General features: G+C 69.6%; 21 protein-coding genes. 16 read left to right on the top strand and 5 right to left on the bottom strand.

Going from position 1 to position 25,476, the window contains the following annotated elements; genetic code table 11:
• Positions 1 to 10: 10 nt before the first annotated feature.
• Positions 11 to 1,201, top strand: coding sequence for a GNAT family N-acetyltransferase (locus FHR38_RS11745; protein ID WP_184534705.1), 1,191 nt, complete (start codon positions 11 to 13; stop codon positions 1,199 to 1,201).
• A gap of 50 nt (positions 1,202 to 1,251) precedes the next feature.
• Here the strand turns inward: FHR38_RS11745 and FHR38_RS11740 are convergent, their stop codons facing one another.
• Both FHR38_RS11740 and FHR38_RS11735 read right to left on the bottom strand, forming a co-directional pair.
• A complete protein-coding gene (locus tag FHR38_RS11740; RefSeq protein WP_184534704.1) occupies positions 1,252 to 3,000 on the bottom strand; it encodes an acyltransferase family protein in 1,749 nt (582 codons plus the stop codon).
• A gap of 105 nt (positions 3,001 to 3,105) precedes the next feature.
• Entirely contained in the window at positions 3,106 to 5,208 is a 2,103-nt protein-coding gene (locus FHR38_RS11735; protein WP_184534703.1) for a SpoIIE family protein phosphatase, read from the bottom strand.
• Positions 5,209 to 5,383: 175 nt separating this feature from the next.
• Between FHR38_RS11735 and FHR38_RS11730 the strand changes: the two genes are divergently transcribed.
• The 3 genes from FHR38_RS11730 to FHR38_RS11720 are packed head-to-tail and all read left to right on the top strand — an operon-like array spanning position 5,384 to position 10,484.
• On the top strand, positions 5,384 to 9,760 hold the full coding sequence (locus FHR38_RS11730) for a hybrid sensor histidine kinase/response regulator (RefSeq protein WP_446685671.1): 4,377 nt from the start codon (positions 5,384 to 5,386) through the stop codon (positions 9,758 to 9,760).
• On the top strand, positions 9,757 to 9,933 hold the full coding sequence (locus FHR38_RS11725) for a hypothetical protein (RefSeq protein WP_184534701.1): 177 nt from the start codon (positions 9,757 to 9,759) through the stop codon (positions 9,931 to 9,933). Before FHR38_RS11730 ends, FHR38_RS11725 begins: the two co-directional genes overlap by 4 nt.
• Positions 9,930 to 10,484, top strand: a complete 555-nt coding sequence (locus tag FHR38_RS11720) for a response regulator (protein WP_184534700.1) — start codon at positions 9,930 to 9,932, stop codon at positions 10,482 to 10,484. The genes FHR38_RS11725 and FHR38_RS11720 overlap by 4 nt, the downstream gene beginning before the upstream one ends.
• A gap of 78 nt (positions 10,485 to 10,562) precedes the next feature.
• Here FHR38_RS11720 and FHR38_RS11715 read toward each other — a convergent pair whose 3' ends face one another.
• Positions 10,563 to 11,072, bottom strand: coding sequence for a GbsR/MarR family transcriptional regulator (locus tag FHR38_RS11715; protein ID WP_184534699.1), 510 nt, complete (start codon positions 11,070 to 11,072; stop codon positions 10,563 to 10,565).
• Positions 11,073 to 11,162: 90 nt separating this feature from the next.
• On the opposite strand from FHR38_RS11715, the gene FHR38_RS11710 reads away from it, so the two are divergent.
• Entirely contained in the window at positions 11,163 to 12,080 is a 918-nt protein-coding gene (locus tag FHR38_RS11710) for an ABC transporter ATP-binding protein (RefSeq protein WP_184534698.1), read from the top strand.
• The gene (locus tag FHR38_RS11705) at positions 12,077 to 13,681 is read left to right on the top strand and encodes an ABC transporter permease (RefSeq protein ID WP_184534697.1); all 1,605 of its coding nucleotides are present in this window, start codon (positions 12,077 to 12,079) and stop codon (positions 13,679 to 13,681) included. The genes FHR38_RS11710 and FHR38_RS11705 overlap by 4 nt, the downstream gene beginning before the upstream one ends.
• 79 nt (positions 13,682 to 13,760) lie before the next feature.
• On the opposite strand, the gene FHR38_RS11700 is transcribed toward FHR38_RS11705, so the two are convergent.
• Positions 13,761 to 14,096: an STAS domain-containing protein gene (locus FHR38_RS11700; RefSeq protein ID WP_184534696.1), complete on the bottom strand. Its 336-nt coding sequence runs from the start codon at positions 14,094 to 14,096 to the stop codon at positions 13,761 to 13,763.
• Between the two features lie 124 nt (positions 14,097 to 14,220).
• Between FHR38_RS11700 and hemL the strand changes: the two genes are divergently transcribed.
• The 6 genes from hemL (at position 14,221) to ccsB (ending at position 20,408) form a co-directional block, all read left to right on the top strand.
• Complete coding sequence (gene hemL / locus FHR38_RS11695) at positions 14,221 to 15,561, top strand: glutamate-1-semialdehyde 2,1-aminomutase (RefSeq protein WP_184534695.1); 1,341 nt, start codon at positions 14,221 to 14,223, stop codon at positions 15,559 to 15,561.
• Positions 15,562 to 15,625: 64 nt separating this feature from the next.
• Positions 15,626 to 16,273 (top strand): histidine phosphatase family protein, encoded by a 648-nt coding sequence (locus tag FHR38_RS11690; protein WP_184534694.1) that lies wholly within the window; start codon positions 15,626 to 15,628, stop codon positions 16,271 to 16,273.
• 1 nt (position 16,274) lies between these two features.
• Entirely contained in the window at positions 16,275 to 16,856 is a 582-nt protein-coding gene (locus tag FHR38_RS11685; RefSeq protein WP_184534693.1) for a TlpA family protein disulfide reductase, read from the top strand.
• Positions 16,856 to 17,710 carry a cytochrome c biogenesis CcdA family protein gene (locus FHR38_RS11680; protein ID WP_184534692.1) on the top strand — a complete coding sequence of 285 codons (855 nt, stop codon included), beginning with the start codon at positions 16,856 to 16,858 and terminating at the stop codon, positions 17,708 to 17,710. Before FHR38_RS11685 ends, FHR38_RS11680 begins: the two co-directional genes overlap by 1 nt.
• The gene (locus tag FHR38_RS11675) at positions 17,710 to 19,413 is read left to right on the top strand and encodes a cytochrome c biogenesis protein ResB (RefSeq protein WP_184534691.1); all 1,704 of its coding nucleotides are present in this window, start codon (positions 17,710 to 17,712) and stop codon (positions 19,411 to 19,413) included. Before FHR38_RS11680 ends, FHR38_RS11675 begins: the two co-directional genes overlap by 1 nt.
• Positions 19,413 to 20,408 carry a c-type cytochrome biogenesis protein CcsB gene (gene ccsB, locus FHR38_RS11670; protein WP_184534690.1) on the top strand — a complete coding sequence of 332 codons (996 nt, stop codon included), beginning with the start codon at positions 19,413 to 19,415 and terminating at the stop codon, positions 20,406 to 20,408. Before FHR38_RS11675 ends, ccsB begins: the two co-directional genes overlap by 1 nt.
• A 157-nt stretch (positions 20,409 to 20,565) precedes the next feature.
• Here ccsB and FHR38_RS11665 read toward each other — a convergent pair whose 3' ends face one another.
• Complete coding sequence (locus tag FHR38_RS11665) at positions 20,566 to 21,381, bottom strand: alpha/beta fold hydrolase (RefSeq protein WP_184534689.1); 816 nt, start codon at positions 21,379 to 21,381, stop codon at positions 20,566 to 20,568.
• Positions 21,382 to 21,541: 160 nt separating this feature from the next.
• On the opposite strand from FHR38_RS11665, the gene FHR38_RS11660 reads away from it, so the two are divergent.
• The 4 genes from FHR38_RS11660 (at position 21,542) to FHR38_RS11645 (ending at position 25,404) form a co-directional block, all read left to right on the top strand.
• Complete coding sequence (locus tag FHR38_RS11660) at positions 21,542 to 23,002, top strand: menaquinone biosynthesis decarboxylase (protein ID WP_184539551.1); 1,461 nt, start codon at positions 21,542 to 21,544, stop codon at positions 23,000 to 23,002.
• Positions 23,002 to 23,910 carry a menaquinone biosynthesis prenyltransferase MqnP gene (gene mqnP, locus FHR38_RS11655; protein ID WP_184534688.1) on the top strand — a complete coding sequence of 303 codons (909 nt, stop codon included), beginning with the start codon at positions 23,002 to 23,004 and terminating at the stop codon, positions 23,908 to 23,910. The genes FHR38_RS11660 and mqnP overlap by 1 nt, the downstream gene beginning before the upstream one ends.
• A 154-nt stretch (positions 23,911 to 24,064) precedes the next feature.
• On the top strand, positions 24,065 to 24,418 hold the full coding sequence (locus FHR38_RS11650; protein WP_221449620.1) for a GntR family transcriptional regulator: 354 nt from the start codon (positions 24,065 to 24,067) through the stop codon (positions 24,416 to 24,418).
• Positions 24,415 to 25,404, top strand: coding sequence for a DUF1648 domain-containing protein (locus FHR38_RS11645; protein ID WP_184534686.1), 990 nt, complete (start codon positions 24,415 to 24,417; stop codon positions 25,402 to 25,404). Before FHR38_RS11650 ends, FHR38_RS11645 begins: the two co-directional genes overlap by 4 nt.
• Positions 25,405 to 25,476: the final 72 nt, after the last annotated feature.

Here is a 25,476-nt window from a genome sequence, read left to right as displayed (position 1 = left end):
GGATGAGGTGGTGGACATCCGACAGGTAACCGGCGAAGAACGTCTCACGACCGCCCTACCCCTCCAAGCGTACGCCTTCGAGCAGTCCCCGAGCGGCCCCGGCCGGGAGGAGGAGTTCCGGCGTTACCTGCCGTACGTCGACGGGAACGTGACGCTCGTCGCGGCGGACGGGGATCGGCCCGTGGCCACCGTGTCGGCCATCCCGATGCGACAGAACCTGCGAGGATCGGTCCAGCCGATGGCCGGCGTCGCCGGGGTCGCCACCCACCCGTTGGGCCGTCGCCAGGGCCACGTCCGGGCACTGCTGCACCGACTGCTCGGTGAGATGCGGGACACCGGCCATTCGATCAGCGCGCTCTACCCGTTTCGCCCCTCCTTCTACGAGCGGTTCGGCTACGTCGGGCTGCCGGCGGCCCGCACCGCCACCTTCGCGCCGGCCGACCTCGGATCGCTGCTGCGGGTCCAACTGCCCGGCGAGGTCACCCTGCACCGGATCGGGGAGCGCTACGGCAGCTATCGCGACCTCACCCACCGGCTGCTGGGTGAGCGGCACGGGTTCGCCGTCCCCCCGGAGTTCCGTGCGGTACGTCAGCGCGACGAGGACAAGGACTGGCTGGCCGTCGCCGAGGTCGACGGTGCGGTTGTCGGCGCAGTGCGTTACCGCATCGACGACCACGGCGGGAAGTTGACCGGTGGTGATCTGCTCACCACCGGGCCGTTGGGTCGAGCGTTGCTGCTGCGGTTCTTCGCCTACCACGTCGACCAGGTCGCGGAGATCAGCGTGCGGGTGTCGGCCGACGAGACCCCCGAGTTGTGGGCGACCGACTTCGCCGTGCACGTCCAGCGTCAGGTGGTCTATCCGACCGGTGGCGCACCGATGGCCCGGGTGCTGTCGCTGGAGGCGTTGGCCGGACTGACCGTCGGTTCCGGCCGGCTGACCGTCGAGGTCGTCGACGATCCGTTCGTCGCTGGTAGCTACCTACTGGATGGCGCGGACGGGAAGCTGGAGGTCGTACGCGGGTTGGAGCCGTCACTGCCCAGCGCGACGCTGACCGGTGCGGGGCTCTCCGGGCTGGTCTACGGCGTCCTCGACCCCGCCGACGTGGCCATCCGGGGCTTCGGCACCGTGGACCGGTCCGCCGAAGCGGAACTGCGGGCCCTGTTCCCGCGCTGTACGCCGTACCTGTTCGCCGAATTCTGACCGGTGGCGGCCGGCCGGCTAGCCTGTTCAGGAGACCCAGACGAGACCGGTCACGAGATACAGACGAAGCGGCCGTCGGCCCAGATCGTGGACGCCCGGCCGGCTGAGCTGGTGGCGACCAGGTCGACGAAGGTCGCCTCGGTCACGTCGACGTCGATCTCCTCAGCGAGGTCTCCCCGGCTGCGGGCGCTCGACTCGTAGACCGTGACCCCGTCGGTACGGACGGCGAAGGTCACCTGGACGCCGTCATTGTCGGTGTCGACCACCTCGATGACCGCCCGGAGGCGTTCACAGCCGGGTGGCGGATGCACCCGAAGCCGACTGGGGGCCGGGGTGACGACCCCGCGTGGGCGGGCATCGTCCACATTGGTTGGTGTCGGTGGTAGTGGGATCGACTGGGCCGCCGGCTCGGGGGCGGACGGGTCCTCCAGCACCAGGAGCAGGTCGGACAGGTAGTGCATGGTTTCGTGCCGGGGATGACGGTCCTGGCTCTGGGTTGGCGTACCGGGTAGGACGTTGAGCGCGGTGAAGGCTAGGCAGGCGGCGAGGGTCGCGACCGTCGCGACCATCCCCCGATGCCAACGGTCGCCCGGCCCGATCCGGCGCGGGACCGGTAGCGCCGGCGTGCTCTCGGTCGAGGTGGTCAGCGTGGACGGTGCCTCCACGGGCCGAACGGTGGCCTTCGGCGAGGTGCCGGTACGCGGGATCAGGGTGGGCGACCGCCGGGCGGCGAGATCCTCGACCCAGCCGAGCAGGGCCACCGCCACCGCGGTGAGCAGCCACACCACGGTCAACCGGAGCACGACGTTGCCGGCCCAGTCGGAGAGCACCATCGAGCTGAGTCCGATGGCGGCGAGCAGGCCGGCTGGCATGTGCCACAGGTAGATGGTGACCGCCCGGGCGTTCAGCAACTCCACCGTCCGGTTCAACGGCCGGATTTGGGCCAGCCAGTCGAGTCGGGGGCGGAACCGCAGCACCGTGGCGACGAATGCGATCGACCAGAAAGTGTTGCCGCCGGGGATGCGGTTGAGGTCGAAACTGCCGCTCGACCAGGCGGCGGCGAGCACCCAGGCGGCGCCGGCGAGCGCGAACGCGGCCACCGCGATGGCGTACCGGCGGGCCGGCAGTCGCTTGAGCAGGCCGTCGTGGTGGGCGAAGCCGAGCAGCCAGCACGCCACGTAGGTGCCGACATTGGTCGCCTGCTCGTTGAAGTAGCCGCCGATCTGCACCACGCCGAACAGGGACGCCACGGGTACGGCGACCGCCACGGCGAGGGTGCGCCACGGCCAGCGGCGGAAGGCGGCCAGCAGGGCGGGCGAGAGCAGCACCAGCCACAGGTACGTGACGATGTACCAGAGCACCGCGTTGAACGCCCAGGCCCAGGACTGGCTCCCGGTCGGTGGCGTACGCGCCGGGAAGATCCACCAGAGCAGCTCACCCCAGCCGAGGTGGGCGGTGGGGGCCGCCCCCCATCCGGTGAACAGCATGAGCGGTACGGCCACCGCCGCGAACGCCCACAGGGGTGGAAGCAGTCGGCGGAGCCGGCGGGCGATCGCCTTCGGCCCGCTACGGTCCAGGGAACTGGCCATCAGGGAGCCCGCCAGGGCGAACATCAGCCCCATCGCGGGAAAGAGGACGGTCAGCCAGACCCAGCCGAAGACGTGGTAGACGACCACCCGTACCAGTGCGGCCGCACGCCACAGGTCCAGGTAGCGGTCCCGGTTCCGTGGCCCGGAACGCGGACGGGGGTCCTGCCCGGCGCTCGGTGAGGCGCTGGCGGCGCGGCGCCCAAGGAGCATGCGGACCATGGGTAGGACCTTCCCAGATATGGCCGACGCCCTCGTCCGTAAGGCGCTTCGGCTTGCCGTACCGGCGGTGTCCTTCGACGATTCGTCGATGTCGGCTCAGCCGATCATGTCATTACGCAGTACCAGGATAGCGATGTCGTCGCGTGGCGACTCGGCGGAGAAACCGATCGCGGTGGAGCGGAGCCGGGCGGCCATCACCTCGGCCGAATAGCCGGCCAGCGGCACCGTGGCGTCCCGGAGCCGATCAGTGCCGAACAGCTCCCGCCCACGCCGCCGCTCGGTCACGCCGTCGGTGAAGAAGACCAGCGCGTCACCCGGGCCCAGCAGCACGTCCGCAGCCGGTGTGGCGATGGAGTCCAGCAGACCCAGGGCGGTGCCGCCGGTCCCGACGAAGTCGGCCCGACCGCTGCCCCGGACCAGGACCGGCCGGTCGTGACCGGCGAGATGTAGGGACACGTCGAGCTGCCCGTCCGGCCCCCGTCCCACGGCGGCCAGCGCCAGCGTGCAGTAGCGGCCAGCACCACGTTCGAGCAGCGTCTCGTTGAGCCGGGACAGTGCCTCCGGCAGTGGCTTGCCGTCGCCGACCAGCACCCGGATCACATCGCGGACCAGCCCGGTGACGGCGGCGGCCTGGACCCCCTTGCCCGAGACGTCGCCGACAGCCACCAACCACCGGCCGTCGGGTAGCGGCAGTACGTCGTAGAAGTCGCCGCCCACCTCGGCGTCGTCACCGGTCGGCACGTACTCGGCGGCGAATCCGATTCCGTCCACCACCGGAAGCACCGGCGGCAGGAGGGACTGTTGCAGGGTCTGCGCGACCCGCCGCCGCTCCGCGTGGATCCGGGCGTTCTCGATCGCCAGCGCCGCCCGCCGGGCCACGTCCTCCAGCACGGCGATCTCGTCGGGATCGTGCCGGTGGCGTTGGTGCCGCCCGACCGCCAGGGTGCCGAGCCGCTGCCCCCGCGCGACCAGAGGCACCGCGAAGCCGTCCATCGGCCCGCCGATCGGCACCTGCGTACCGATCCGGGAGGCCTCCCGAAGCCGGGCCTGGGCCGAATCGGGACCGCTCTCGTCGAGCACCTCGTGCAGTTGCGGCAGCATCGACTCATCGGCGTGGCTCGCCGCCGCGAGCCGGAGTCGACCCCACTCGTCGGTGATGTGTACCGCACACCACTGGCCGAGTCGGGGCACCACGAGCTGCGGGATCAACGCCATGGTCAGCTCGACGTCGAGGGACTGGGCAAGCAGTTCGCTCGCCTCGGCGAGGAAGGTCAACCAGGTCTGGCGGCGTACGTCCGCCCGGCGAAGCCGATCGTTCTCCAGGTGCAGGGAGAGCCGTTCCGCCATCAGGGCGGCCAGCGGCCGGGCGTACGCCGAGGGGGCCGCGTCGAGTTCCAGTTCCCCGGAGTAGGGCCGGTTCACCGCCAGTGGCACCCGGACCAGGGCGTCGCCGGAGCGGGGCTGTCGTCCGTATCGGGCGAGGAGCTGATCGCCCGCCCCGTCACCCCGATCAAGGCGTACGGACCCGCCGGCCGCCCCGAGCATCTCGCCGATGCGGGCCAGCAGATTGCCGGCGAACTCCGGTAGTGGATCGTCGGAGTACGGGTCCGGGGCCGTCTGCATCAGGGCACTCAGCGCCCCGGCGCTCGGTACGGCCCGTTCGGGTGGCGGATCGGACGCACCGGCCAGTGGCCCGGCGGCGACGGTTGCCGGATCCGACCGCCCGGGATTCGTCCCGGGATTCGCCCCGGGAGCCGCGTGCTTGCGATCGAGTCGGAACCAGACACCCTTGCCGGTCGGCTGGTGGGTGGTGCCCCAGCGGCTGGCGAAGTGGTCGACGAGCAACAGGCCACGGCCCCGTTCGGAGACCTCGGCGATGTCGGTGGCGTCGATCCGGGGTCGGGCGATCACGTCGCCGATCCGGCCGGGGGCGAAGTCGGAAACCGTCACCGTCAGGCCATGTCTGTCCGCGACGACCTCGATGTCCAGTTCGGTGCCGGCGTGTTCGACCGCGTTGGTGGACAGTTCGGTGGTCAGTAGCAGCGCCTCGTCGAGCAGCTCGTCGAGATTCGCCTCCGCCAGCACGGACCGGACGATGGCCCGGGCGGTGGCGGGTGTGCGCCGGTCGGCGGGGAGCCGTACCCGGCGAACGTGCTCGTCTGCACCGCTGGTGAACGCGGGCCCCGCCTCCGCTGACACCCTTCGTATCCTCCACCCAGCCGGCCATAGTTCCAAGCCAGGCCCCGATCGGGCTTCGGCGGCGCAGGTCAGCGCCGGTCGATTCCGGCGGGCGGGGGCACAATGATGGGGACACCCGACCGTCCCGGAACCTGGTCGGTGTCGCGTACTGCCATCTCCCCGAGCTGAGCGAGGAATGATGACCACGGCGAAATGGAACTCTGCCGCGGACCACACCGCCGCCGAGGACACGGTCCTGCTCGGCGAACTCGCCGAGGCGCTGCGGCGGGTCCGGCGCGGTGATCTCAAGGTACGCCTGCCACGTCGCTCCGGTGCCGCGGGCGAGGTCGCCGACGCCTTCAACGAGGTCGTCTCGCTCCAGGAACGGCAGCATCTGGACCTACGCCGGATCAGCCGGATCGTCGGCCGGGACGGCCGGCTCGACGAACGCCTCGACGAGGAGGGCCTGGACGGCTCGTGGGTCGAGACCCAGCAGGCGATCAACTCGCTCATCGACGACCTGGGGCGGCCCACCACCGAGATCGGCCGGGTCATCGTGGCGGTCGCCGACGGTGACCTGTCCCAGCACATGGCGTTGGAGATCGACGGACGGCCATTGCAGGGTGAGTACCTGCGGATCGGGCGGACCGTGAACACCATGGTCGACCAGCTCTCGTCCTTCTCGAACGAGGTGACCCGGGTGGCCCGGGAGGTGGGCATCGAGGGCGAACTGGGTGGTCAGGCGGACGTACGGGGCGTCGCCGGCACCTGGAAGGACCTCACCGACTCGGTCAACACCATGGCGTCGAACCTGACGTACCAGGTGCGTTCGATCTCCCAGGTGGCCACCGCGGTGGCCAAGGGCGATCTGTCGCAGAAGATCACCGTCTCGGCCAAGGGCGAGGTCGCCGAGCTGGCGCACACCTTCAACTCCCTCACCGACACGTTGCGGCTCTTCGCCGAGCAGGTGACCCGGGTGGCCCGGGAGGTCGGCACCGAGGGCAAGCTGGGCGGCCAGGCCGAGGTGCCGAACGTGGCCGGCACCTGGAAGGACCTCACCGACAGCGTCAACTCGATGGCGTCGAACCTGACCTCGCAGGTGCGCAACATCGCCCAGGTCTCCACGGCGGTGGCCCGAGGCGACCTGAGCCAGAAGATCACCGTGGCGGCGCAGGGCGAGATCCTCGAACTCAAGGACACCGTCAACACGATGGTGGACCAGTTGTCGTCGTTCGCCGACGAGGTGACCCGGGTGGCCCGGGAGGTGGGTACCGAGGGCAAGTTGGGCGGTCAGGCCCAGGTGCGTGGGGTGTCCGGCACCTGGCGGGACCTGACCGAGAACGTCAACCAGCTCGCCGGAAACCTGACCTCGCAGGTGCGCAACATCGCGCAGGTGTCGACGGCGGTGGCGAAGGGTGACCTGAGCCAGAAGATCACGGTCGACGCCCGGGGCGAGATCCTGGAGTTGAAGTCGACGGTGAACACGATGGTGGACCAGTTGTCGTCGTTCGCCGACGAGGTGACCCGGGTGGCCCGCGAGGTGGGTACCGAGGGCAAGTTGGGTGGCCAGGCGCAGGTGAAGGGCGTCTCCGGCACGTGGCGGGATTTGACCGACAACGTGAACTCGATGGCGTCGAACCTGACCTCGCAGGTGCGTAACATCGCCTCGGTCACCACCGCCGTGGCGAAGGGTGACCTGAGTCAGAAGATCACCGTTGACGCGCAGGGCGAGATCCTGGAGTTGAAGTCGACCGTCAACACGATGGTGGATCAGCTGTCGTCGTTCGCCGACGAGGTGACCCGGGTGGCCCGCGAGGTGGGCATCGAGGGCAAGTTGGGCGGTCAGGCCCAGGTGCGTGGCGTTGCCGGCACGTGGCGGGACCTGACCGACAACGTGAACTCGATGGCCTCCAACCTCACCGCCCAGGTGCGGAACATCGCCCAGGTGTCGACGGCGGTGGCGAAGGGTGACCTGTCGCAGAAGATCACCGTCGACGCCCGGGGCGAGATCCTGGAGTTGAAGTCGACGGTCAACACGATGGTGGACCAGTTGTCGTCGTTCGCCGACGAGGTGACCCGGGTGGCCCGCGAGGTGGGTACCGAGGGCAAGTTGGGTGGCCAGGCGCAGGTGAAGGGCGTTTCCGGCACGTGGCGGGATCTGACCGACAACGTGAACTCGATGGCGTCGAACCTGACCTCGCAGGTGCGTAACATCGCCTCGGTCACCACCGCCGTGGCGAAGGGTGACCTGAGCCAGAAGATCACCGTCGACGCGCAGGGCGAGATCCTGGAGTTGAAGTCGACGGTCAACACGATGGTGGATCAGCTGTCGTCGTTCGCCGACGAGGTGACCCGGGTGGCCCGCGAGGTGGGTACCGAGGGCAAGCTCGGTGGTCAGGCCCAGGTGAAGGGGGTTTCCGGCACCTGGCGGGACCTGACCGAGAACGTCAACCAGCTCGCCTCCACCCTTACCACCCAGCTCCGGGCCATCGCCCAGGTCTCCACCGCTGTCGCCAAGGGTGACCTGACCCAGCGGGTCGCGGTCAAGGCACAGGGCGAGGTCGCCGAACTGAAGGACAACATCAACCAGATGATCGTCACCCTGCGGGAGACGACGAAGAAGAACGCGGAGCAGGGCTGGTTGGACTCCAACCTGGCCCGGATCGGCGGCCTGCTCCAGGGGCAGCGGGACCTGGTCGAGGTCTGCCGGATGATCATGACTGAGGTCACGCCGCTGGTCGACGCGCAGCTCGGCGCGTTCTTCCTGGCCGACCACGAGGAGGCGGTGCTCCGGCTGCGGCTGATCGCGTCGTACGGCTATGTGGCCCGCCACCAGGAGGTGACCTTCGGGCCGGGCGAGGGGCTGGTCGGGCAGGCCGCACTTTCCCGGCGGACCATCCGGGTCGGTGCGGTGCCGGACGGCAAGCTCACCATCCGTTCCGGCATCGCCGAGACGCCTCCGGCTGACCTGGTGGTGCTGCCGGTGCTCTTCGAGGGCGAGCTGCTCGGCATCATCGAGTTCGCCAGCATCGCCGCCTTCTCCGCGCTGCATCTGGCCTTCCTCGAACGGCTGGTCTCCACCATCGGTATCGCCGTCAACACCATCCAGGCCAACCGGCGTACGGAGGAACTGCTCGCCCAGTCGCAGCGCCTCGCCCACGAGCTGCAGGAGCAGTCGGCGGAGTTGCAGCGCACCAATGCCGAGCTGGAAGACAAGGCGAAGCTGCTGTCGGAGCAGAAGGGCAACATCGAGACCAAGAACAAGGAAATCGAGATGGCACGGATCGGGCTGGAGGAGAAGGCACACCAGCTCACCCGGGCGTCGGCGTACAAGTCGGAGTTCCTGGCCAACATGAGCCACGAGCTGCGTACGCCGTTGAACTCGTTGCTGCTGCTCGCCCGGTTGCTGGCGGACAACTCCGAGGAGAACCTGACCGTCAAGCAGATCGAGTTCGCCAAGACGATCCACAGCGCCGGGTCGGATCTGCTCCGGCTGATCGACGACATCCTCGACCTGTCGAAGATCGAGGCGGGACGGATGGACGTCGAGCCGACCGAGGTGCGGTTCTCCGAGATCCGTGGCTACGTCGAGCAGGCCTTCGCACCGCAGGCCGAGGAGAAGAAACTGGACTTCCAGGTACGGATCTCCAAGGACCTGCCGCCGGCCGTCATCACCGACGCCCAGCGCCTGCAACAGATCCTGCGTAACCTGCTCTCCAACGCCATGAAGTTCACCGACAACGGCGCGGTGACGCTGCGGATCGCACCGGCGCCGGACAACGCCTTCTTCGACGTGCCGGCGTTGGCCACCGCCCGGCAGGTGGTGGCGTTCACCGTCATCGACACCGGGATCGGCATCCCCGACGAGAAGCTGTCGCTGATCTTCGAGGCGTTCCAGCAGGCCGACGGTACGACGAGCCGGCGGTACGGCGGCACCGGTCTCGGACTGTCGATCAGCCGGGACCTGGCCCGGCTGATCGGCGGCACGATAACCGTGTCGTCGGCTCCCGGGCAGGGGTCGACCTTCACCCTGTTCATCCCGGATGTGTTGGCTCCGGACACGGTGGTGGCACCGATGCCGCTGCCGGCGTCGCCCGTGCCGGCGCGAGCTGGCCTCCCACCACTGCTGCTGCCGACCACCGACCCGAGGCCAGTCGCCAGCACGCCCGCCACCCAGCAGCTCGACGGAGCCACGGTCCTGATCATCGACGACGACGTCCGGAACGTCTTCGCGCTGACCAGTGCGCTGGAGTTGCACGGCATGACGGTGCTCTACTCGGACAACGGGGCGGAGGGAGTCCGGCTGCTCGCGGAGCACCCGGAGGTGGACATCGTGCTGATGGATGCGATGATGCCTGATCAGGACGGGTACGAGACGACACGGGCGATTCGTCGCAACCATCGGTTCACGGATCTACCGGTGGTGTTCCTTACCGCGAAGGCGATGCCGGGTGACCGGGAGTCGGCGTTGAGCGCCGGTGCCAGTGACTACATCACCAAACCGGTCGACCTGGATGAGTTGATCGAGCTGATGGCCTCCTGGGTCAATGGCGAAGGGCGGGAGGTCGGATGATCGACGAGCGAAGCGGGGCGTTGTCGAGCGAGCGTGGTGAGCGAGCCGGTTGGCTCAGGGTGTCCCACGGCGGCGGCGAGCGAAGCGGGGCGTTGTCGAGCGAGCGTGGTGAGCGAGCCGGTTGGCTCAGGGTGTCCCACGGCGGCGGCGAGCGAAGCGAGGCGATGTCGTGAGCGAGATGGCCAAGGCGCTGCTGGTCGACGATCGGCGGGAGAACCTGATGGCTCTGGAGGCGATCCTCCAGGGGCTGCCGGTGCAGTCGGTCGCGGTGGAGAGTGGCGAGGCGGCGCTCAAGCAACTGCTGGTGGACGACTTTGCGGTGATCCTGCTCGACGCGCAGATGCCGGACATGGACGGCTTCGAAACCGCGAGCCACATCAAGCGGCGGGAACGGACCCGACACGTCCCGATCATCTTCCTCACCGCCGCGGACCGGGATGCCCAACTCGCGTTGCGGGGTTACGCGGTCGGCGCGGTCGACTACCTGACCAAGCCGTTCGACCCGTGGGTGTTGCGGGCCAAGGTCTCCGTCTTCGTCGAGTTGTGGGCCAAGACCCGCCAGCTCGCCGCCCACTCTCGGGCGGTACGGGAGCGCGAGGCGCAGTGGCGGGCGCTTACCGAGACGATCGACGAGGCGGCGGCGTTGCTGCGCTCGGCCGATCCAGATGCTCGGGACCGGGCGGCGGAGCTGCTGGAACAGGCCCGTTGGGGATCGACCGCCTGATCGGGCCTGGGTAACTCGTGGTGGTCAGGGGCGTCTGATCGGCCTGCGCCGGCCTTCCCGGCGAGAGGTGGCTGCCGGTTACTCGCCAGGTGAGGGCGACCGGTTCGCAGCCCGGTGGGCTCGCCATCGCTCGTTGATCGAGTCGACCTCGTCCTGCGCGAAGATGAGGTAGTCCCGCATCTCCGCGAGTCGTTCTCCAGACGGCGTCTCGTCTCCGCCCACCGCCTTGGCCCCTTCGCTCGTCAGATCGGCCATCACCGTGAGGGCCGATCGTTTGACGACGGCAGCCTCGAACCAGGGGTCGTCGGGCATGCGGTAGTGGTCTCGTCGGGATCGGGGAATCGGTTCCCGGACCAGCAAACCACGGTGGGTCAGGTAGCGCACGGCGCCGGAGATCGCTGCTGGGCTGACTCCCAGGCGCTCGCCGATCTCGGCGGCGGTCAACGCTTCCTCGTCGGCGGACATCACGGCGAAGAGCACCCGTGCGGCCATCCGGGGGAAGCCCCAATTGGCGAAGAGCATCGCCATCCGTTCGACGAACCGGTCGACAGCCTCGTCGTCGCGCCGCGGTGGGCTCGGATCAGACATGCATGTCTCCTCGAATCAGCTCGGCCTGACTGGATCTTTGCAGATATCAGACGCTTCACAAATTTGTGAAGCGAGCGTAGCTTTCGATACATGGAAAACTCTATTGATGCAGAGGGGCTGATCAAGGCATTCGGGTCGACCCGAGCCCTCGACGGACTCGACCTGAGCGTCCGTACCGGCGAGGTGCACGGGTTCCTCGGCCCCAACGGCGCGGGCAAATCAACCACGATCCGGGTGCTGCTCGGCCTGCTCCGCGCCGACGGTGGCACGGTTCGACTGCTCGGCGGCGACCCGTGGCGGGATGCGGTCACCCTGCACCGCCGCCTCGCGTACGTCCCCGGTGACGTCACGCTCTGGCCCAACCTCTCCGGCGGCGAGGTGATCGACCTGCTCGGCCGGCTGCGCGGTGGCCTCGACCAGCGGCGTCGGGCAGAGCTGCTGGACGCGTTCGAGCTGGACCCGCGCAAGAAGGGACGGGCCTACTCCAAGGGCAACCGGCAGAAGGTCGGCCTGGTCGCCGCCCTCGCCTCCAACGTCGAACTACTGATCCTGGACGAGCCGACCTCCGGTCTCGACCCGCTGATGGAGGAGGTCTTCCAGCGCTTCATCGCCGAAGACGCCCGCAACGGCCGGACCGTGCTGCTGTGCAGCCACATCCTGGCCGAGGTGGAGGCGCTCTGCGACCGGGTCACCATCATCCGGGAGGGCCGTAACGTCGAGACCGGCACCCTGACCGAGCTGCGGCACCTGCACCGTACGTCGATCGACGCCGAACTCGTCGGCCCGCCGAACGGGCTGGCGGAGCTGCCCGGCGTGCACGGCGTACGCGTCGACGGCAACCGGGTCCGGTTCACCGTCGACGGTGACGCGCTCGACGTCGCGCTGCGCCAGCTCACCACGATCGGCGTACGCGGTCTGGTCAGCCAGCCCCCGACGCTGGAGGAACTCTTCCTGCGGCACTACGAGGTGCAGGCGGATGGTGCCCCGCACCCGGCGGTGACCCGATGACCGGGACCACCGGCACCGGTCAACTCGTCCGGCTGATCCTGCGCCGCGACCGGTGGCTCCTGCTGCTCTGGATCCTGATCCTGGCCGTCCTACCGATGAGCTACTCGTCGGCCATCGCCGAGCTGTATCCCACCGAGGCGGGGCGACAGGCGTACGCGTCCGGGATGGCGAGCAACCCGTCCATCGTGTCGCTGCTCGGTCCGGCCTTCGGATCCAGTCTCGGCGCGCTCACCGTCCAGCGGTCCAGCATGATCATGTTGGTCGCCGGACTGATCAGCCTGCTCACCGTCATCCGGCACACCCGCACCGAGGAGGAGACCGGTCGGCGGGAACTGCTCGGCTCGACCGTCCTCGGGCGGCATGCGGGGCTCACCGCCGCGCTGATCGCCACCTTCGCCGCCGACGTCGTGTTGGGCGGGGTCATCGCGCTCGGCCTGGTCAGCCAGGGTCTGCCGGCCATGGGAGCAGTGGCGTTCGGGCTCGCGGTGACCACCACCGGCTGGGTGTTCGCGGCGGTCGGTGGTGTCGTCGCCCAGTTGACCGAGGGATCGGGTGCTGCCCGCGCCATCGGCCTGGGCACCCTCGGGCTGGCGCTGCTACTGCGGATGGCTGGCGACGCGACTGGCACGGGCGGCGATCTGTCCTGGCTGAGCTGGCTGTCGCCGCTCGGTTGGGGGCAGCGGGTGCAGGCGTACGCCGACGAACGCTGGTGGGTGTTCGCCCTACTCGTCAGCCTGGTCGTCGTACTGATCGCTGCGGCGTACCCGCTCTCGGCCCGACGTGACGTCGCTGCCGGCATCCTGCCGCCCCGGTTGGGGCCGCCGCTGGCCGCCCCCACGTTGCGTAGCCCGCTGGCCCTGGCCTGGCGGCTGCACCGGGGATTGCTCCTCGGCTGGACCGTCGGGTTGGTGGCGTTCGGTGCGGTGGTGGGCAGTTCCGCCGACGCGATCGAGGAGGCGATACAGGACAGCGCGCAGGTCGGCGACATCATCGTCCGACTGGGCGGGACCAGCGCCTTCACCGACGCGTACCTCTCCGGCACCATGGGGCTGGTCGCGTTGGCCGCCGCCGGCTACGGCATCCAGGCGGCGTTGCGGATGCGTGCCGAGGAGACCGCCCTACGCAGTGAGCCGGTCCTGGCCGCGTCGGTGGGCCGGTTCCGGTGGATGGCCAGCCACCTCCTCTTCGCCCTACTCGGCCCGGCGGTCGCGCTCGCGGTTGCTGGCCTGACCAGTGGGCTCATCTACGGGCAGGCCAGCGGAGACATCGCCGGTCAGGTGCCCCGGGTGCTGGCCGCCGCTGCGGTGCAGTTGCCCGCGGTCTGGGTGCTGGCCGCCGTCACCGTGCTGCTCTTCGGGCTGCTGCCGAGGCTCGTCATGGTGAGTTGGGCAGTGCTGGGGGTCTGCGTGCTCCTCGGCCAGGTGGGCGCGATCATGCAACTCGACCAGTGGGCACTTGACGTCTCACCATTCACCCACATTCCCCGGATTCCCGGTGGGGAGCTGACCGTCACGCCGTTGATCTGGTTGACCGGCATCGCCGTTCTGCTGGCCGGTCTCGGCCTGCTCGGCTTCCGGCGTCGGGACGTACCGGTGGTCTGAGAAGCCTGGGCGGCCGGAGTCGGACGCGGTGCGGTCCGGCTTCGGCCGCCGGCCCGAGTCAACCGGTCCGCAGGCCGAGTCAGCCGGTGGACTGCTCGTTACGGATCATCAGCGCCGAGCGCAGGCCAGTGATGTCGAGTACCCGCAGCAGGAACCCGCCGACATTGGTCAGGATCAGCAGGCTCTGGGCGTGACTGGCCTTGCGGCTGAGCACGACCAGCGTGCCCAGACCCTGTGAGTCGCAGAAGGTGACCCCGGCAAGATCCAGCACGATTCGCGGGGGCGGCTCGGCCAGCACCTCGTTGACGGCGCTGGAGAGTCGGGTGGCGGTGAGCATGTCGATCTCGCCGACGAGGTTGAGTGTCACCTCATCGGCGGCCCGCTGCACCGTGATGGACAGCTCCGCACGCTCCACGCCGTCAGCCTATCGCGATCTATGGGCCCCGGCTCGCCGAGGCGGGCGTCGAGGGTGAGCCGAGCAACCCCTGGCCAGGGGTGGGTGCCGCCCAGCGCGGCGGCGCTGACACAATGGCGGCACCGTGACCACTACGCACTCCGCCGGCCAGGAGCGTTACCCAGCCGAAGCGCCGGCCTCCGAAGCTCTGTTCGACCGGGCCCGCGCCATCGTGCCGGGCGGGGTCAACTCACCCGTACGCGCCTTTGGCGCAGTCGGCGGCACGCCCAGGTTCATGGTGCGTGGCGCCGGCCCGTGGCTGTTCGATGCCGACGGTCGGCGTTACGTCGACCTGGTCTGCTCGTGGGGGCCACTGATCCTCGGCCACGCCCATCCGGAGGTGGTCGCCGCCGTCCAGGCCGCCGCCGCCGACGGCACCAGCTTCGGCACCCCCACGCCGGGGGAGGTGGAGCTGGCCACCGAGATCGTCGACCGGACCCCGGTCGAGCAGGTCCGGCTGGTCAACTCCGGCACCGAGGCCACCATGTCGGCGATCCGGTTGGCCCGTGGGTTCACCGGCCGCTCCAAGATCGTCAAGTTTGCCGGGTGCTACCACGGACACGTCGACGCGCTGCTCGCTGCCGCCGGCTCCGGGGTCGCCACGCTCGGCCTGCCCGATTCGCCCGGGGTGACCGGCGCGGCGGCCAGCGAGACCATCGTGCTGCCGTACAACGACGTGGCCGCCGTGGAGGCCGCCTTCGCCGCCGAGGGTGAGCACATCGCTGCGATCATCACCGAGGCCGCCGCCGGCAACATGGGTGTGGTGGCCCCCCGCGACGGCTTCAACCAGCGCCTGGCCAGCATCGCCCACGCCTACGGCGCACTGCTCGTCGTCGACGAGGTGATGACCGGCTTCCGGGTCTCCCGGGGTGGCTGGGCCGGAGCCGATCCGGTGGACGCCGACCTCTACACCTTCGGCAAGGTGATGGGCGGCGGGCTGCCCGCCGCAGCGTTCGGCGGTCGCGCCGAGATCATGGCCCGACTGGCCCCCGCCGGCCCGGTCTACCAGGCCGGCACACTTTCCGGAAACCCGCTGGCCTGCGCCGCCGGGCTGGCCACGCTCCGGCTCGCCGACGACGCGCTCTACCAGCGGCTGGACGCCACCGCCGCCACCGTGGGCAAGCTCGCCAGCGACGCGCTGGCCGCCGCCGGGGTGCCGCACCGGCTGTCGTACGCGGGAAGCATGTTCTCGATCTTCTTCACCGACGCCGACGTGCGTGACTACGACGGCGCGCGTACCCAGAACGTGGCCGCCTTCAGGGCGTTCTTCCACGCGATGCTGGCCGGCGGGGTCTACCTGCCGCCGAGCGCGTTCGAGTCGTGGTTCGTGTCGACGGCGCTGGACGACGCCGCGCTGGAGCAGTTCGCCTGGGCGCTGCCCACAGCGGCCGCCGCCGCAGCAGCCGCAGCGGGCAACGAGAGGTAGTGCGGGTGGGTGCTGGGATCAGGCTGACCGACGGTCGCCGGGCCGGTGGTGGGAGGCCGACACGATGAGTAACACGGTGGTGCACGTACTGCGGCACGGCGAGGTGTACAACCCCGACAAGATCCTGTACGGCCGGCTGCCCGGGTTCCGCCTTTCCGAGCTGGGCATCCAGATGGCCAAGGCGGCGGCCCAGGCGCTCGCCGACCGGGACATCGTGCACGTGGTGGCCAGTCCCCTGGAACGCGCCCAGCAGACGGCCGAGCCGATTGCCGCGCAGTTCAGCCTCCCCACCGGGGTCGACGAGCGGCTTATCGAGAGCGCCAACTGGTTCGAGGGCAAGCGGGTGTCGCCGGGCGACGGATCGTTCCGCGACCCCCGCAACTGGTGGGTGCTGCGCGACCCGGTCACCCCGTCCTGGGGCGAGGCGTACCGGGTGATCGCCGAGCGGATGTTCGCCGCGTTGCACGCCGCCCGGGTGGCCGCCGAGGGCCACGAGGCGGTCTGCGTGTCGCACCAACTGCCGATCTGGACGCTGCGCCGGCACGTCGAACGCAAACGACTCTGGCACGACCCGCGCCGCCGGGAGTGTGGCCTGGCCAGCCTGACCTCGTTCCACTTCGAGGGCGCCAAGATCGTCGGGATCGGCTACTCCGAGCCGGCCGCACACCTGATCGCCACCTCGCCGACCGCCCGGACGGCCAAGGGGGCATGAGATGAGACGCCCGGCCCGCACCTGGCTCGGCACGCTGCTCGCGGCCAGCACCCTGGTGGCGTTGGCCGGCTGCACCGGCGGTGCGCAGGAGGACGCCTGCGACACCTCGACGGCCAACGTGATCGAGTGCGCCCCGGAGCAGCGGGGAGACCCGATCAAGGCCGCCGGGGAACTGCTCGACGGTGATCGCTACGACCTCAACCAGGACCGGGGCCAAGTGGTCGTGGTCAACTTCTGGGGCTCCTGGTGCGCGCCCTGCGTGGCCGAGGCCAAGGACCTGGAGGCGACCTACCAGGCGACCAAGGCCAACGGGGTCCGGTTCATCGGCGTCAACGTCCAGGACATGCGGGAGAAGGCGATCGCCTTCGAGCGTGGTCGAGTCACCTATCCGAGCCTGTTCGACCCGGCCAGCCGGGTGGCCCTGGCCTTCGACCCGCCTCCCAACAGCACCCCAGCGACGATCATCCTGGACCGGGAGGGGCGGATCGCGGTGGTCCTGCGGAAGCCGGTCCGGCAGGACGGGCTGCAACCCCTGGTCGAGCGGGTCGCTGCCGAGTCACCCCCGGTCGCTGGGCCGCGCTGATGGGCGCGACCTTCGAGGAGCTGGCCCGCAACGGTCCGCTGCTGCTGGCGGTCGGCGGGGCGATGCTCGCCGGTCTGGTGAGCTTCCTGTCTCCCTGCATCCTTCCGCTGGTGCCCGGTTACCTGTCGTACGTCACCGGCCTGGCCGGCAGCGACCTCGACGCGGCCAGCGCGCGCCCCGGCGTTAGGGAGGGCCGCCTGCTATCGGATTCGGTAGCGGAAGGGCCCTCTTCTCACACTTCGGGCGTCGCGACGGTCACCCGCAGTGCCCGAGCCGTCAAGGGCCGGGTGCTGGCCGGAACACTGCTGTTCATCGGCGGCTTCACCGTCGTGTTCACCACCACCGCGGTCCTGGCCGCCGGCATCGGTCGGGTGTTCCTGGAGCACAAACGGACCGTGGAGATCGTCGTCGGGGTCCTGATCATCCTGCTCGGGCTGGCCTTCCTCGGGTTGGTGCCCGGCATGCAGCGGGAACTGCGCATCCACCGGCTGCCCGCCGCCGGACTGCTCGGCGCGCCGGTCTTCGGGGCGGTCTTCGCGCTCTCCTGGATCCCCTGCGTCGGCCCCACCCTGACGGCGGTGCTCGGGCTCGCCGCCACCAGCGGAAAGACCGACCGGGCCGTGGTGCTCGCCGTCGCGTACTGCCTCGGTCTCGGACTGCCGTTCGTCATCTTCGGGCTGGGCTTCCGGCGGCTGCTCGGGCTCTTCAAGGCGATTCGGCGCAACAGTCGATGGGTCACCCGGGCCGGGGGCGCACTGCTGATCCTCGTCGGGATCGCCCTGGTCACCGGAGCCTGGTTGGACTTCGTCATCTGGCTGCAGACCAGGTTCGGCGTCGGAGAGGTAAGCATCTGATGACTGCCGTCGCGGACCGGGCTGCGGATCCGAAACCGCCGTCCTCTCGCCGGCCGAACCGGCTACTGGCCCTGCTGCGTAACTCGTGGCGGCAGCTCACCAGCATGCGTACCGCGCTGGTGCTGCTCTTCCTGCTCGCCGTCGCCGCCATCCCCGGCTCGGTGCTGCCGCAGCGGGGCGTCAACCGGGAACGCGTCGACGCGTACTTCGTCGAGCACCCCAAGCTCGCCCCGGTGCTGGACCGGCTCGGTGCCTTCGAGGTGTACGCCTCGATCTGGTTCTCCGCGATCTACCTGCTGCTGTTCACCTCACTGGTCGGCTGCATCCTGCCCCGGTTGCGTGACCACATCCGGGCCATCCGGACCGCGCCGCCCGCAGCGCCCAAGCGGCTGGACCGGCTACCGCAGCACACCGTCCTGACCATCGAAGACGCCGTCGCCGAAGACGACGGCACTACCGGCGCTGGCACCGGCCGGGCTGGTACGGCCCAGGCGATCGCCGCCATGCTGCGCCAGCGCCGCTGGCGGGTGGTGGTCCGGGACGACACGGTCTCCGCCGAGAAGGGGCACCTCAAGGAGACCGGCAACCTGCTCTTCCACCTGTCGCTGGTGGTCGTCCTGGTCGGGGTCGGCTACGGCTCCTGGTACGGCTGGCACGGCAACCGGTTGCTGGTCGCCGGCTCGGACAAGACCTTCTGCAACACCCTCCAGCAGTACGCCGAGACCGGCCTCGGGCCACGGGTGGACGCGGCGGACCTGCCGCCGTTCTGCCTGGAGTTGACCGACTTCCAGGCGACGTTCCTGGAGAGCGGGCAGCCGGAGTCCTACCGGGCGACGGTGAATGTCGACGAGGATGGCGGTGCCACGCGGAGCGAGACCTTCTCGGTCAACTCGCCACTGCGCCTCGACGGTGCCAACGCCTACCTGCTGGGCCACGGCTATGCCCCGATCATCCGGTACACCGACCGCAACGGGCAGTCCCAGACCAACATCGACCCGTTTCTCAACATCGACGGGAACATGACCAGCGAAGGAGTGGCGCTCTTCCCGGACGTCAACCTGACGCCCACCGGCGAGCGGAACCTCGACCTGCAGGTCGCGTTCGAGGGGCTGTACCTGCCAACCGCCCCGGAGTCCGCACCATTCACCCGTTCGCAGTATCCGGCTGAGCGCTCGCCCGCGCTGATGCTCTTCGCCTATCGGGGCAACCTGGGCCTGGAGGCGGGTATCCCGGGTTCGGTCTACAAGCTCGACCAGCGGCAGGTGCGGACCGGCAAGCTCAAGCAGGTGGGTGAGGCCAAGCTGCTGCGGCTCGGCGAGAAGTGGACGCTCGACGACGGTACGACGGTGGAGTTCCTGGGCACCCGACAGTTCGTGACGATCTCCGTACGGCACGACCCGGGCGAGCTGATCGTGCTGGTGAGTTCCGGGCTGATGCTCGTCGGTCTGATGCTGTCGCTCACCGGTCGACGGCGGCGGGTCTGGTTCCGGGTGACGCCGGCTGCCGCAACGGCCGGTTCGGCCCCGGATGGGGGGCCGAAGGTCCCGATCTCGGCCCCCACTGCTGAGTCCACGACGAGCGGTAGTAGCTTGATTGAGGCCGGTGGGCTGCCGCGCACCGACTACTCCGGTTTCGCCGACGAGTTCGAGCAACTCGTCGCCGAGGTGGAACGCGGAGTCCGGGTGCGAGAAGGGACCGAGTGATGGCGGCACTCTCCGACCAGCTGTTGGTGGTCGCGATCATGGCTTATCTGGTCGCGATGATCTGCCATGCCGCCGAGTACGCCTTCGGTAACCGAAGCGCCCTCGGGCGTGCTGCCATCCGGCCGGCCCGGGAACTGGTCGGGGTCGGTGCCCGTACCGGTGACGGCGGGGTGAAGACCGGCGAGGGCGACCCGAAGAGCGCCGGCACGGACTCCCCGCCGACGAAGAAGGGCCGGGACGTACTCCTCGGCCGGGCGGCGGTGGTGGTCACCGCCGTCGCGGCGCTGGTGCACCTGGCGGTGCTCGTCACCCGGGGAATCGCCGCCGATCGGATGCCCTGGGGCAACATGTACGAGTTCGTGCTGACCGGCACCTTCGTCGGTGTGGTCGCGTGGCTGTTCATGTTGTACCGCCACCCGACGATCCGGCACCTGGGCCTGTTCGTCGCGCTGGTCATGGTCCTGTTGCTCGGCCTGGCCGGCCTGGTGCTCTACACCCCGGTCGTGCCGTTGGTCCCGGCGCTCAACTCCTACTGGTTCATCATCCACATCTCGACGATCACCATCTCGTCCGGGATCTTCGTGCTGGGTGCCGTGCCGGCCACGATGTACCTGATCCGGTCCGGCTACGAGCAGGGCAAGCGCAGCTTCCCGTACACCCTCGGGCGTCGGGTGCCGGCCGCCGCCGAGTTGGAGCGGTTGACCTTCCGGCTGCACGCCTTCTCGTTCCCGATCTGGACCTTCGCGGTGATCGCCGGGGCGATCTGGGCGGAGGCGGCCTGGGGCCGCTACTGGGGTTGGGACCCGAAGGAGATCTGGGCCTTCATCTCCTGGGTGGTCTACGCCGGCTACCTGCACGCCCGGGCCACCCCGAGCGTCAAGCGGTCGGTGGCGACCTGGATCGCGATCATCGGCTTCCTGACCATGCTGGTCAACCTCTTCGGCGTGAACTTCTTCTCCAGCGACAGCCTGCACTCCTACGCCAGCGTCGAGTAGCGCAGCCGGTACATAACAAGCGATGGCCGCAGGGCAAGCCCTGCGGCCATCGCGTATGTCAGTGAACCTCCGCTCAGACGCCCATCTTCTCGTCCTCGCCGGCGACGAGTACGACTCGCTGACGTCGGGCCACGAGGAAGAACACGGCGCCGGCCGCTCAGTGTTCGGCTGCCACCCGGTCGAGCCACTCGCCGACCAGCGCGTCGAACAGGGCGGGCTGCTCGATCTGGAGGTTGTGCCCGGCGACGTCGAGCACCGCGAACGTCGCGCGCGGGTAGTGCGGCAGCAGGGCGAACTGGTCGAGATAGCCAGTGGCGTGGTCCTGCCGCCCGGTGAGGATCAGGGTCGGCCGGGTGAAGGGCGTGCCGCCCTCCGGATCCTCACGGAGGGTCCATTGCCGTTGGATGCGGTCCATCGCCGCGATGTCGGCGAGGTCGAGGCCGGCCAGGACCTCGTCGCGGAACCGGCGCAGCGTCTCCGGGGTCTGCACGACGGCGATGTCCGCGAACTCGGCGGCGACCTGAGCATCGGTGGCGGCGAGCAGGTCGGGATCGGGACGCAACACCTGCTGCTGTGGCACCCGGCGCCTGGTCCGATCCAACACGGTGCCGACGGGGCAGATCAGCGCCAGGCCGAGTGCCTGGTCGGGGTAGCGCCGGGCCAGGGCGCGGGCGAGGTAGCCGCCGTAGGACTCGCCGACGAGCAGGAACGCCGTGTCACCGATCAGCTCGTCGATCAGGTCACGCACGGTGTCGAGCACGTCGTCGGAGCTGGCGATCTCTGCCGGGCCTGGGGAGACGCCCATGCCCGGCAGGTCCGGGTAGAGCCGCCGGTAGCCCGGGCGGTTGGCGAAGATCGGTTCGAGGCAGCCGAGCATCAGCCGGTGGTCGGGGGTCCATCCGTGTAGCGCCAGTACCGGGATGCCCGCCCCTCGTTCGACAACGTTCAACGACACGGACGTGCGACGCGACATTTCTGACTCCTGGGTTTCTCGGCAACGGACCGGGCATGCTGCCACCCGGCACCGACGTTCCGGCTCCGCTGAGCCGTCGGTGTGGCGTAACGCACGCGATGCCGTCGACATCACCCACCCGGCCGGGTCGGCCGCCGTCGGGGTGGGGGAGACTTGCAGCATGGCGGCACGTGGCTTCCCGTACACCGATTTGAAGGACTTCCTCGCGGCGCTGGAGCGCGCGGGCGAGCTGCGGCGCGTCAGCGTGCCGGTCGACCCGACGTTGGAGATCAGCGAGGTCGTGACCCGTACGGTCCGGGCCGATGGTCCGGCGTTGCTCTTCGAGCGGCCCACCCGGGGCGAGATGCCGGTGGCGATCAACCTGTTCGGCACCGAGAAGCGGATGGCGATGGCCCTCGGGGTCGAGTCGCTGGACGAGATCGGCGCGCGGATCGGCAACATGCTCAAGCCGGAACTGCCGGTCGGCCTCTCCGGGATGATGGACGGCCTCGGCAAGATCAAGCAGCTCACCTCGATGCCGCCGAAGAAGGTCAAGACCGCGCCCTGTCAGCAGGTGGTCTACCGGGGCGAAGACGTGGACCTGAACCGGTTGCCCGGGCTTCAGGTCTGGCCCGGTGACGGCGGGATCTTCCACAACTTCGGGCTGACCCACACCAAGCATCCGGAGACGGGCAAGCGCAACCTGGGGCTCTACCGGTTGCAGCAGCACTCGCACAACACGCTCGGGATGCACTGGCAGATCCACAAGAACTCCACCGCGCACCACGCGGTCGCCGAACGGCTCGGCCAGCGACTGCCGGTGGCCATCGCCATCGGCTGCGACCCGGCGGTCGCCTACGCGGCGAGTGCGCCGCTGCCGGCCGACATCGACGAATACCTGTTCGCAGGCTTCCTGGCCGGTGAACGGGTGGAGATGGTCGACTGCCTGACCGTGCCGTTGCAGGTGCCGGCACACGCGCAGATCGTGCTGGAGGGCTACCTGGAGCCGGGGGAGCGGCTGCCGGAGGGGCCGTTCGGTGACCACACCGGGTTCTACACCCCCGTCGAACCGTTCCCGGTGCTGCACATCGAGTGCATGACCATGCAGCGTGACCCGGTCTACCACTCGATCGTCACCTCGCAGCCGCCGCAGGAGGACCACGGCCTGGGCAAGGCCACCGAGCGGATCTTCGCGCCGCTGCTGCGGTTCCTGATTCCCGACATCGTCGACTACGACCTGCCGGCGGCCGGGGTCTTCCACAACTGCGCGATCGTCTCCATCCGGAAGCGCTACCCCAAGCATGCGCAGAAGGTGATGAACGCGATCTGGGGCGCGCACATGATGTCGCTGACCAAGCTGATCGTGGTCGTCGACGAGGACTGCGACGTGCACGACTACAACGAGGTGGCCTTCCGCGCCTTCGGCAACGTCGACTACAGCCGGGACATCCTGGTCACCGAAGGGCCGGTCGACCACCTGGACCACGCGTCGTACCAGCAGTTCTGGGGCGGCAAGCTGGGTGTGGACGCGACCCGCAAACTGCCCACCGAGGGCTACACCCGGGGCTGGCCGGAGGAGATGAGGATGTCGCCGGAGGTCGCCAGCCTGGTGGACAAGCGCTGGAAGGAGTACGGGATCTGATGGTCGCGGTCGAGCCGGAGCAGCAGTCGGGCCGGGTGAAGGCGTTCCTGCGTCTGGTCGCCATCGAGCACTCGGTCTTCGCGTTGCCGTTCGCCTACCTGTCGGCGTTGACCGCGATGCAGGTGGACGGGGGCCGGGTGCGCTGGCTCGACCTGCTGCTCATCACCGTCGCCATGGTCGGTGCGCGTACCTTCGCCATGGCGGCGAACCGGATCATCGACCGGGAGATCGACGCGCGCAATCCGCGTACGGTCAACCGGGAGTTGGTCACCGGGGCGGTGAGTGTCCGTACCGCCTGGACCGGCGCGGGCGTCGCGCTGGTGGTCTTCCTCGGCGCGGCGGCGCTGCTCAACCCGCTCTGCCTGATACTCGCCCCGCTGGCCGTGGTGCCGTTGGTGCTCTACCCGTACGGCAAGCGGTTCACCAACTGGCCGCACGCGATCCTGGCGGTGGCGCAGGCGGTCGGCCCGGTCGGCGCCTGGCTGGCGGTCACCGGCACGCTCGCCGGCTCCGGCCCGGCCTGGCTGCTGGGGGTGGCGGTCGGGCTGTGGATCGGTGGCTTCGACCTCATCTATGCCTGCCAGGATGTCGAGGTCGACCGGAGGATCGGGGTGCACAGCGTCCCGGCCCGGTACGGCCTGCGCTTCGCCCTGCACGCCTCGACCGTGGCGCACGTGGTGACCTTCGCCCTGTTCATCTGGTTCGGTCAGCTGGTCGGTTACGGCTGGCCGTGGTGGATCGGCCTGGTGCTGACCGCGGCCGCCTTCGGCTACCAGCATGTGGTGGTGACTCCGACCGACCTGTCTCGGGTCAACCGGGCGTTCTTCACCGCCAACGGGTTCGTCGGTATCGCGCTGTTCGTCTTTGCCCTGCTCGACCTGGTGTTCCGGCTCGGCCTGCGCGGCTGAGGAGCGCCTGTACGGCTGAGGAGTCGCCGGCCGGATTTCGCCCCGGTGGCCCTGACCCCACGGTCGGGGCCACCGGCAGCTTCGTCACAAAGTCTGCCTACGACTACCACCATCATTGTTATGGTATGGCTATAACAACTATATTGGCTGGGTGATGTTCCGCATCGACCCGACGGCCACCGAGCCGCTGTTCAGTCAACTCGTCACCCAGGTACACCTGGCTATCGCCCAAGGTGCCCTCCAGGTCGGTGAGCGACTGCCGGCGGCCCGGGACCTGGCCGAGTCGTTGCAGCTCAACGTGCACACCGTCCTGCACGCCTACCAGGCACTACGGGACGAGGGTGTGATCGAGCTGCGTCGAGGTCGGGGCGCGGTCGTCACCGGGCGAGCAGGTGCCGACCACAGCGCACTGCTGGCCGCCATCGAAGCCGTCGTACGGGAGGCCCGGGCGCTACACCTCACCCCTCAGGCGACGGCCGCACTGCTGAAGGAGGCGTTCTCCGCATGAGCCCAGTTCTCGAACACGACCCCCGCGCGGTGCGGATACGTCGCCGTACCGCCGGCTGGACCATCGTTGCCGGTCTGGCGGTGGTGGCCGTGGCCACCCTGGTCGCCCGCTCCTGGCGCGACGACCTTCCGGACCTGGTGGCCACGCACTGGGGGCGCAACGGCACCGCTGATCGATTCGCCTCCCCGGAGGCGTTGGTGTGGGAAATGGCCAGCCTCGGCGTCGCCCTGGTGCTGAGCTTCGGCGTGGTCACCGCACTGCTGGGCCACTCCTCGACCACCCGCCGGATCGGGGCAGCCACCACCATCTGGGGCGCGCTCTTCTCCTCGGTGCTCATGCTCGGCACGCTGTACGTTCAGCGGGCTGCGCCGGAGACCAACATGGCCGGGAACATGGGCTGGGTACTCCTGTTGGCACTCGTCGGTCCACTGCTGCCGGCCATCGCCGTCGGTGGGTTGGTCCCGGGGGACCCGCGACAGCCCGCCATCGAACCGGTCGACGCCGCCGCGCCCCGCGTCCCGCTGGGAGCGGACGAGCGGGCCGTCTGGATCGGTCGGGCCGAGGCAGGTCCGGGCATCGCGATCGGGATCGGAACGGCGGTGCTGACCATTCTCCCGGCCCTGTTCACCCAGGTCTGGGTGCTGCTGGCCATCCCAGCCCTGGTGCTCGCCCTGGTCGCTGCCACGTTCTCGTTCGTGGTGCGGGTCGACCGGACCGGCCTGGTCGTACGCTCCGCGCTCGGCTGGCCGCGCACCCGCGTACCACTCGACGAGGTGGTCCGAGCCGACGTCATCGAGGTGCACCCGACGCGGGACTTCGGTGGCTGGGGCTGGCGGGTCGGCCGGGCGGGCCGGGTCGGCATCGTGGTATGCGCCGGGAAGGGGCTGCTGGTCGAGCGCTCCGGCGGCCGGTCGATCGTGGTGACGGTCGCCGGTGCCCGGGAGGCGGCCGGACTGCTCAACGCCCTGGCCGACCGGAGCCGCTGACGCCGACGGGGCTGTCAACGCCCTGGCCGACCGGAGCCGCTGACGCCGACGGGGCTGTCAACGCCCTGGCCG

Source organism: Micromonospora polyrhachis (assembly GCF_014203835.1).
Classification (GTDB): domain Bacteria; phylum Actinomycetota; class Actinomycetes; order Mycobacteriales; family Micromonosporaceae; genus Micromonospora_H; species Micromonospora_H polyrhachis.
The sequence above is the reverse complement of the archived record's forward strand: the minus strand, read 5'-3'. Positions and strand labels throughout refer to the sequence as shown.

What these genes read in the sequence shown, in the direction of transcription:
- FHR38_RS11690 (WP_184534694.1), top strand. Translation starts at nt 15,626, where the DNA reads ATGAGTAACACGGTGGTGCACGTACTGCGGCACGGCGAGGTGTACAAC.
- FHR38_RS11685 (WP_184534693.1), top strand. Translation starts at nt 16,275, where the DNA reads ATGAGACGCCCGGCCCGCACCTGGCTCGGCACGCTGCTCGCGGCCAGC.
- mqnP (WP_184534688.1), top strand. Translation starts at nt 23,002, where the DNA reads ATGGTCGCGGTCGAGCCGGAGCAGCAGTCGGGCCGGGTGAAGGCGTTC.
- FHR38_RS11710 (WP_184534698.1), top strand. Translation starts at nt 11,163, where the DNA reads ATGGAAAACTCTATTGATGCAGAGGGGCTGATCAAGGCATTCGGGTCG.
- FHR38_RS11650 (WP_221449620.1), top strand. Translation starts at nt 24,065, where the DNA reads ATGTTCCGCATCGACCCGACGGCCACCGAGCCGCTGTTCAGTCAACTC.
- FHR38_RS11715 (WP_184534699.1), bottom strand. Translation starts at nt 11,072, where the DNA reads ATGTCTGATCCGAGCCCACCGCGGCGCGACGACGAGGCTGTCGACCGG.
- FHR38_RS11660 (WP_184539551.1), top strand. Translation starts at nt 21,542, where the DNA reads ATGGCGGCACGTGGCTTCCCGTACACCGATTTGAAGGACTTCCTCGCG.
- FHR38_RS11680 (WP_184534692.1), top strand. Translation starts at nt 16,856, where the DNA reads ATGGGCGCGACCTTCGAGGAGCTGGCCCGCAACGGTCCGCTGCTGCTG.
- FHR38_RS11725 (WP_184534701.1), top strand. Translation starts at nt 9,757, where the DNA reads ATGATCGACGAGCGAAGCGGGGCGTTGTCGAGCGAGCGTGGTGAGCGA.
- FHR38_RS11675 (WP_184534691.1), top strand. Translation starts at nt 17,710, where the DNA reads ATGACTGCCGTCGCGGACCGGGCTGCGGATCCGAAACCGCCGTCCTCT.
- FHR38_RS11645 (WP_184534686.1), top strand. Translation starts at nt 24,415, where the DNA reads ATGAGCCCAGTTCTCGAACACGACCCCCGCGCGGTGCGGATACGTCGC.
- FHR38_RS11665 (WP_184534689.1), bottom strand. Translation starts at nt 21,381, where the DNA reads ATGTCGCGTCGCACGTCCGTGTCGTTGAACGTTGTCGAACGAGGGGCG.
- FHR38_RS11740 (WP_184534704.1), bottom strand. Translation starts at nt 3,000, where the DNA reads ATGCTCCTTGGGCGCCGCGCCGCCAGCGCCTCACCGAGCGCCGGGCAG.
- ccsB (WP_184534690.1), top strand. Translation starts at nt 19,413, where the DNA reads ATGGCGGCACTCTCCGACCAGCTGTTGGTGGTCGCGATCATGGCTTAT.
- FHR38_RS11705 (WP_184534697.1), top strand. Translation starts at nt 12,077, where the DNA reads ATGACCGGGACCACCGGCACCGGTCAACTCGTCCGGCTGATCCTGCGC.
- FHR38_RS11730 (WP_446685671.1), top strand. Translation starts at nt 5,384, where the DNA reads ATGATGACCACGGCGAAATGGAACTCTGCCGCGGACCACACCGCCGCC.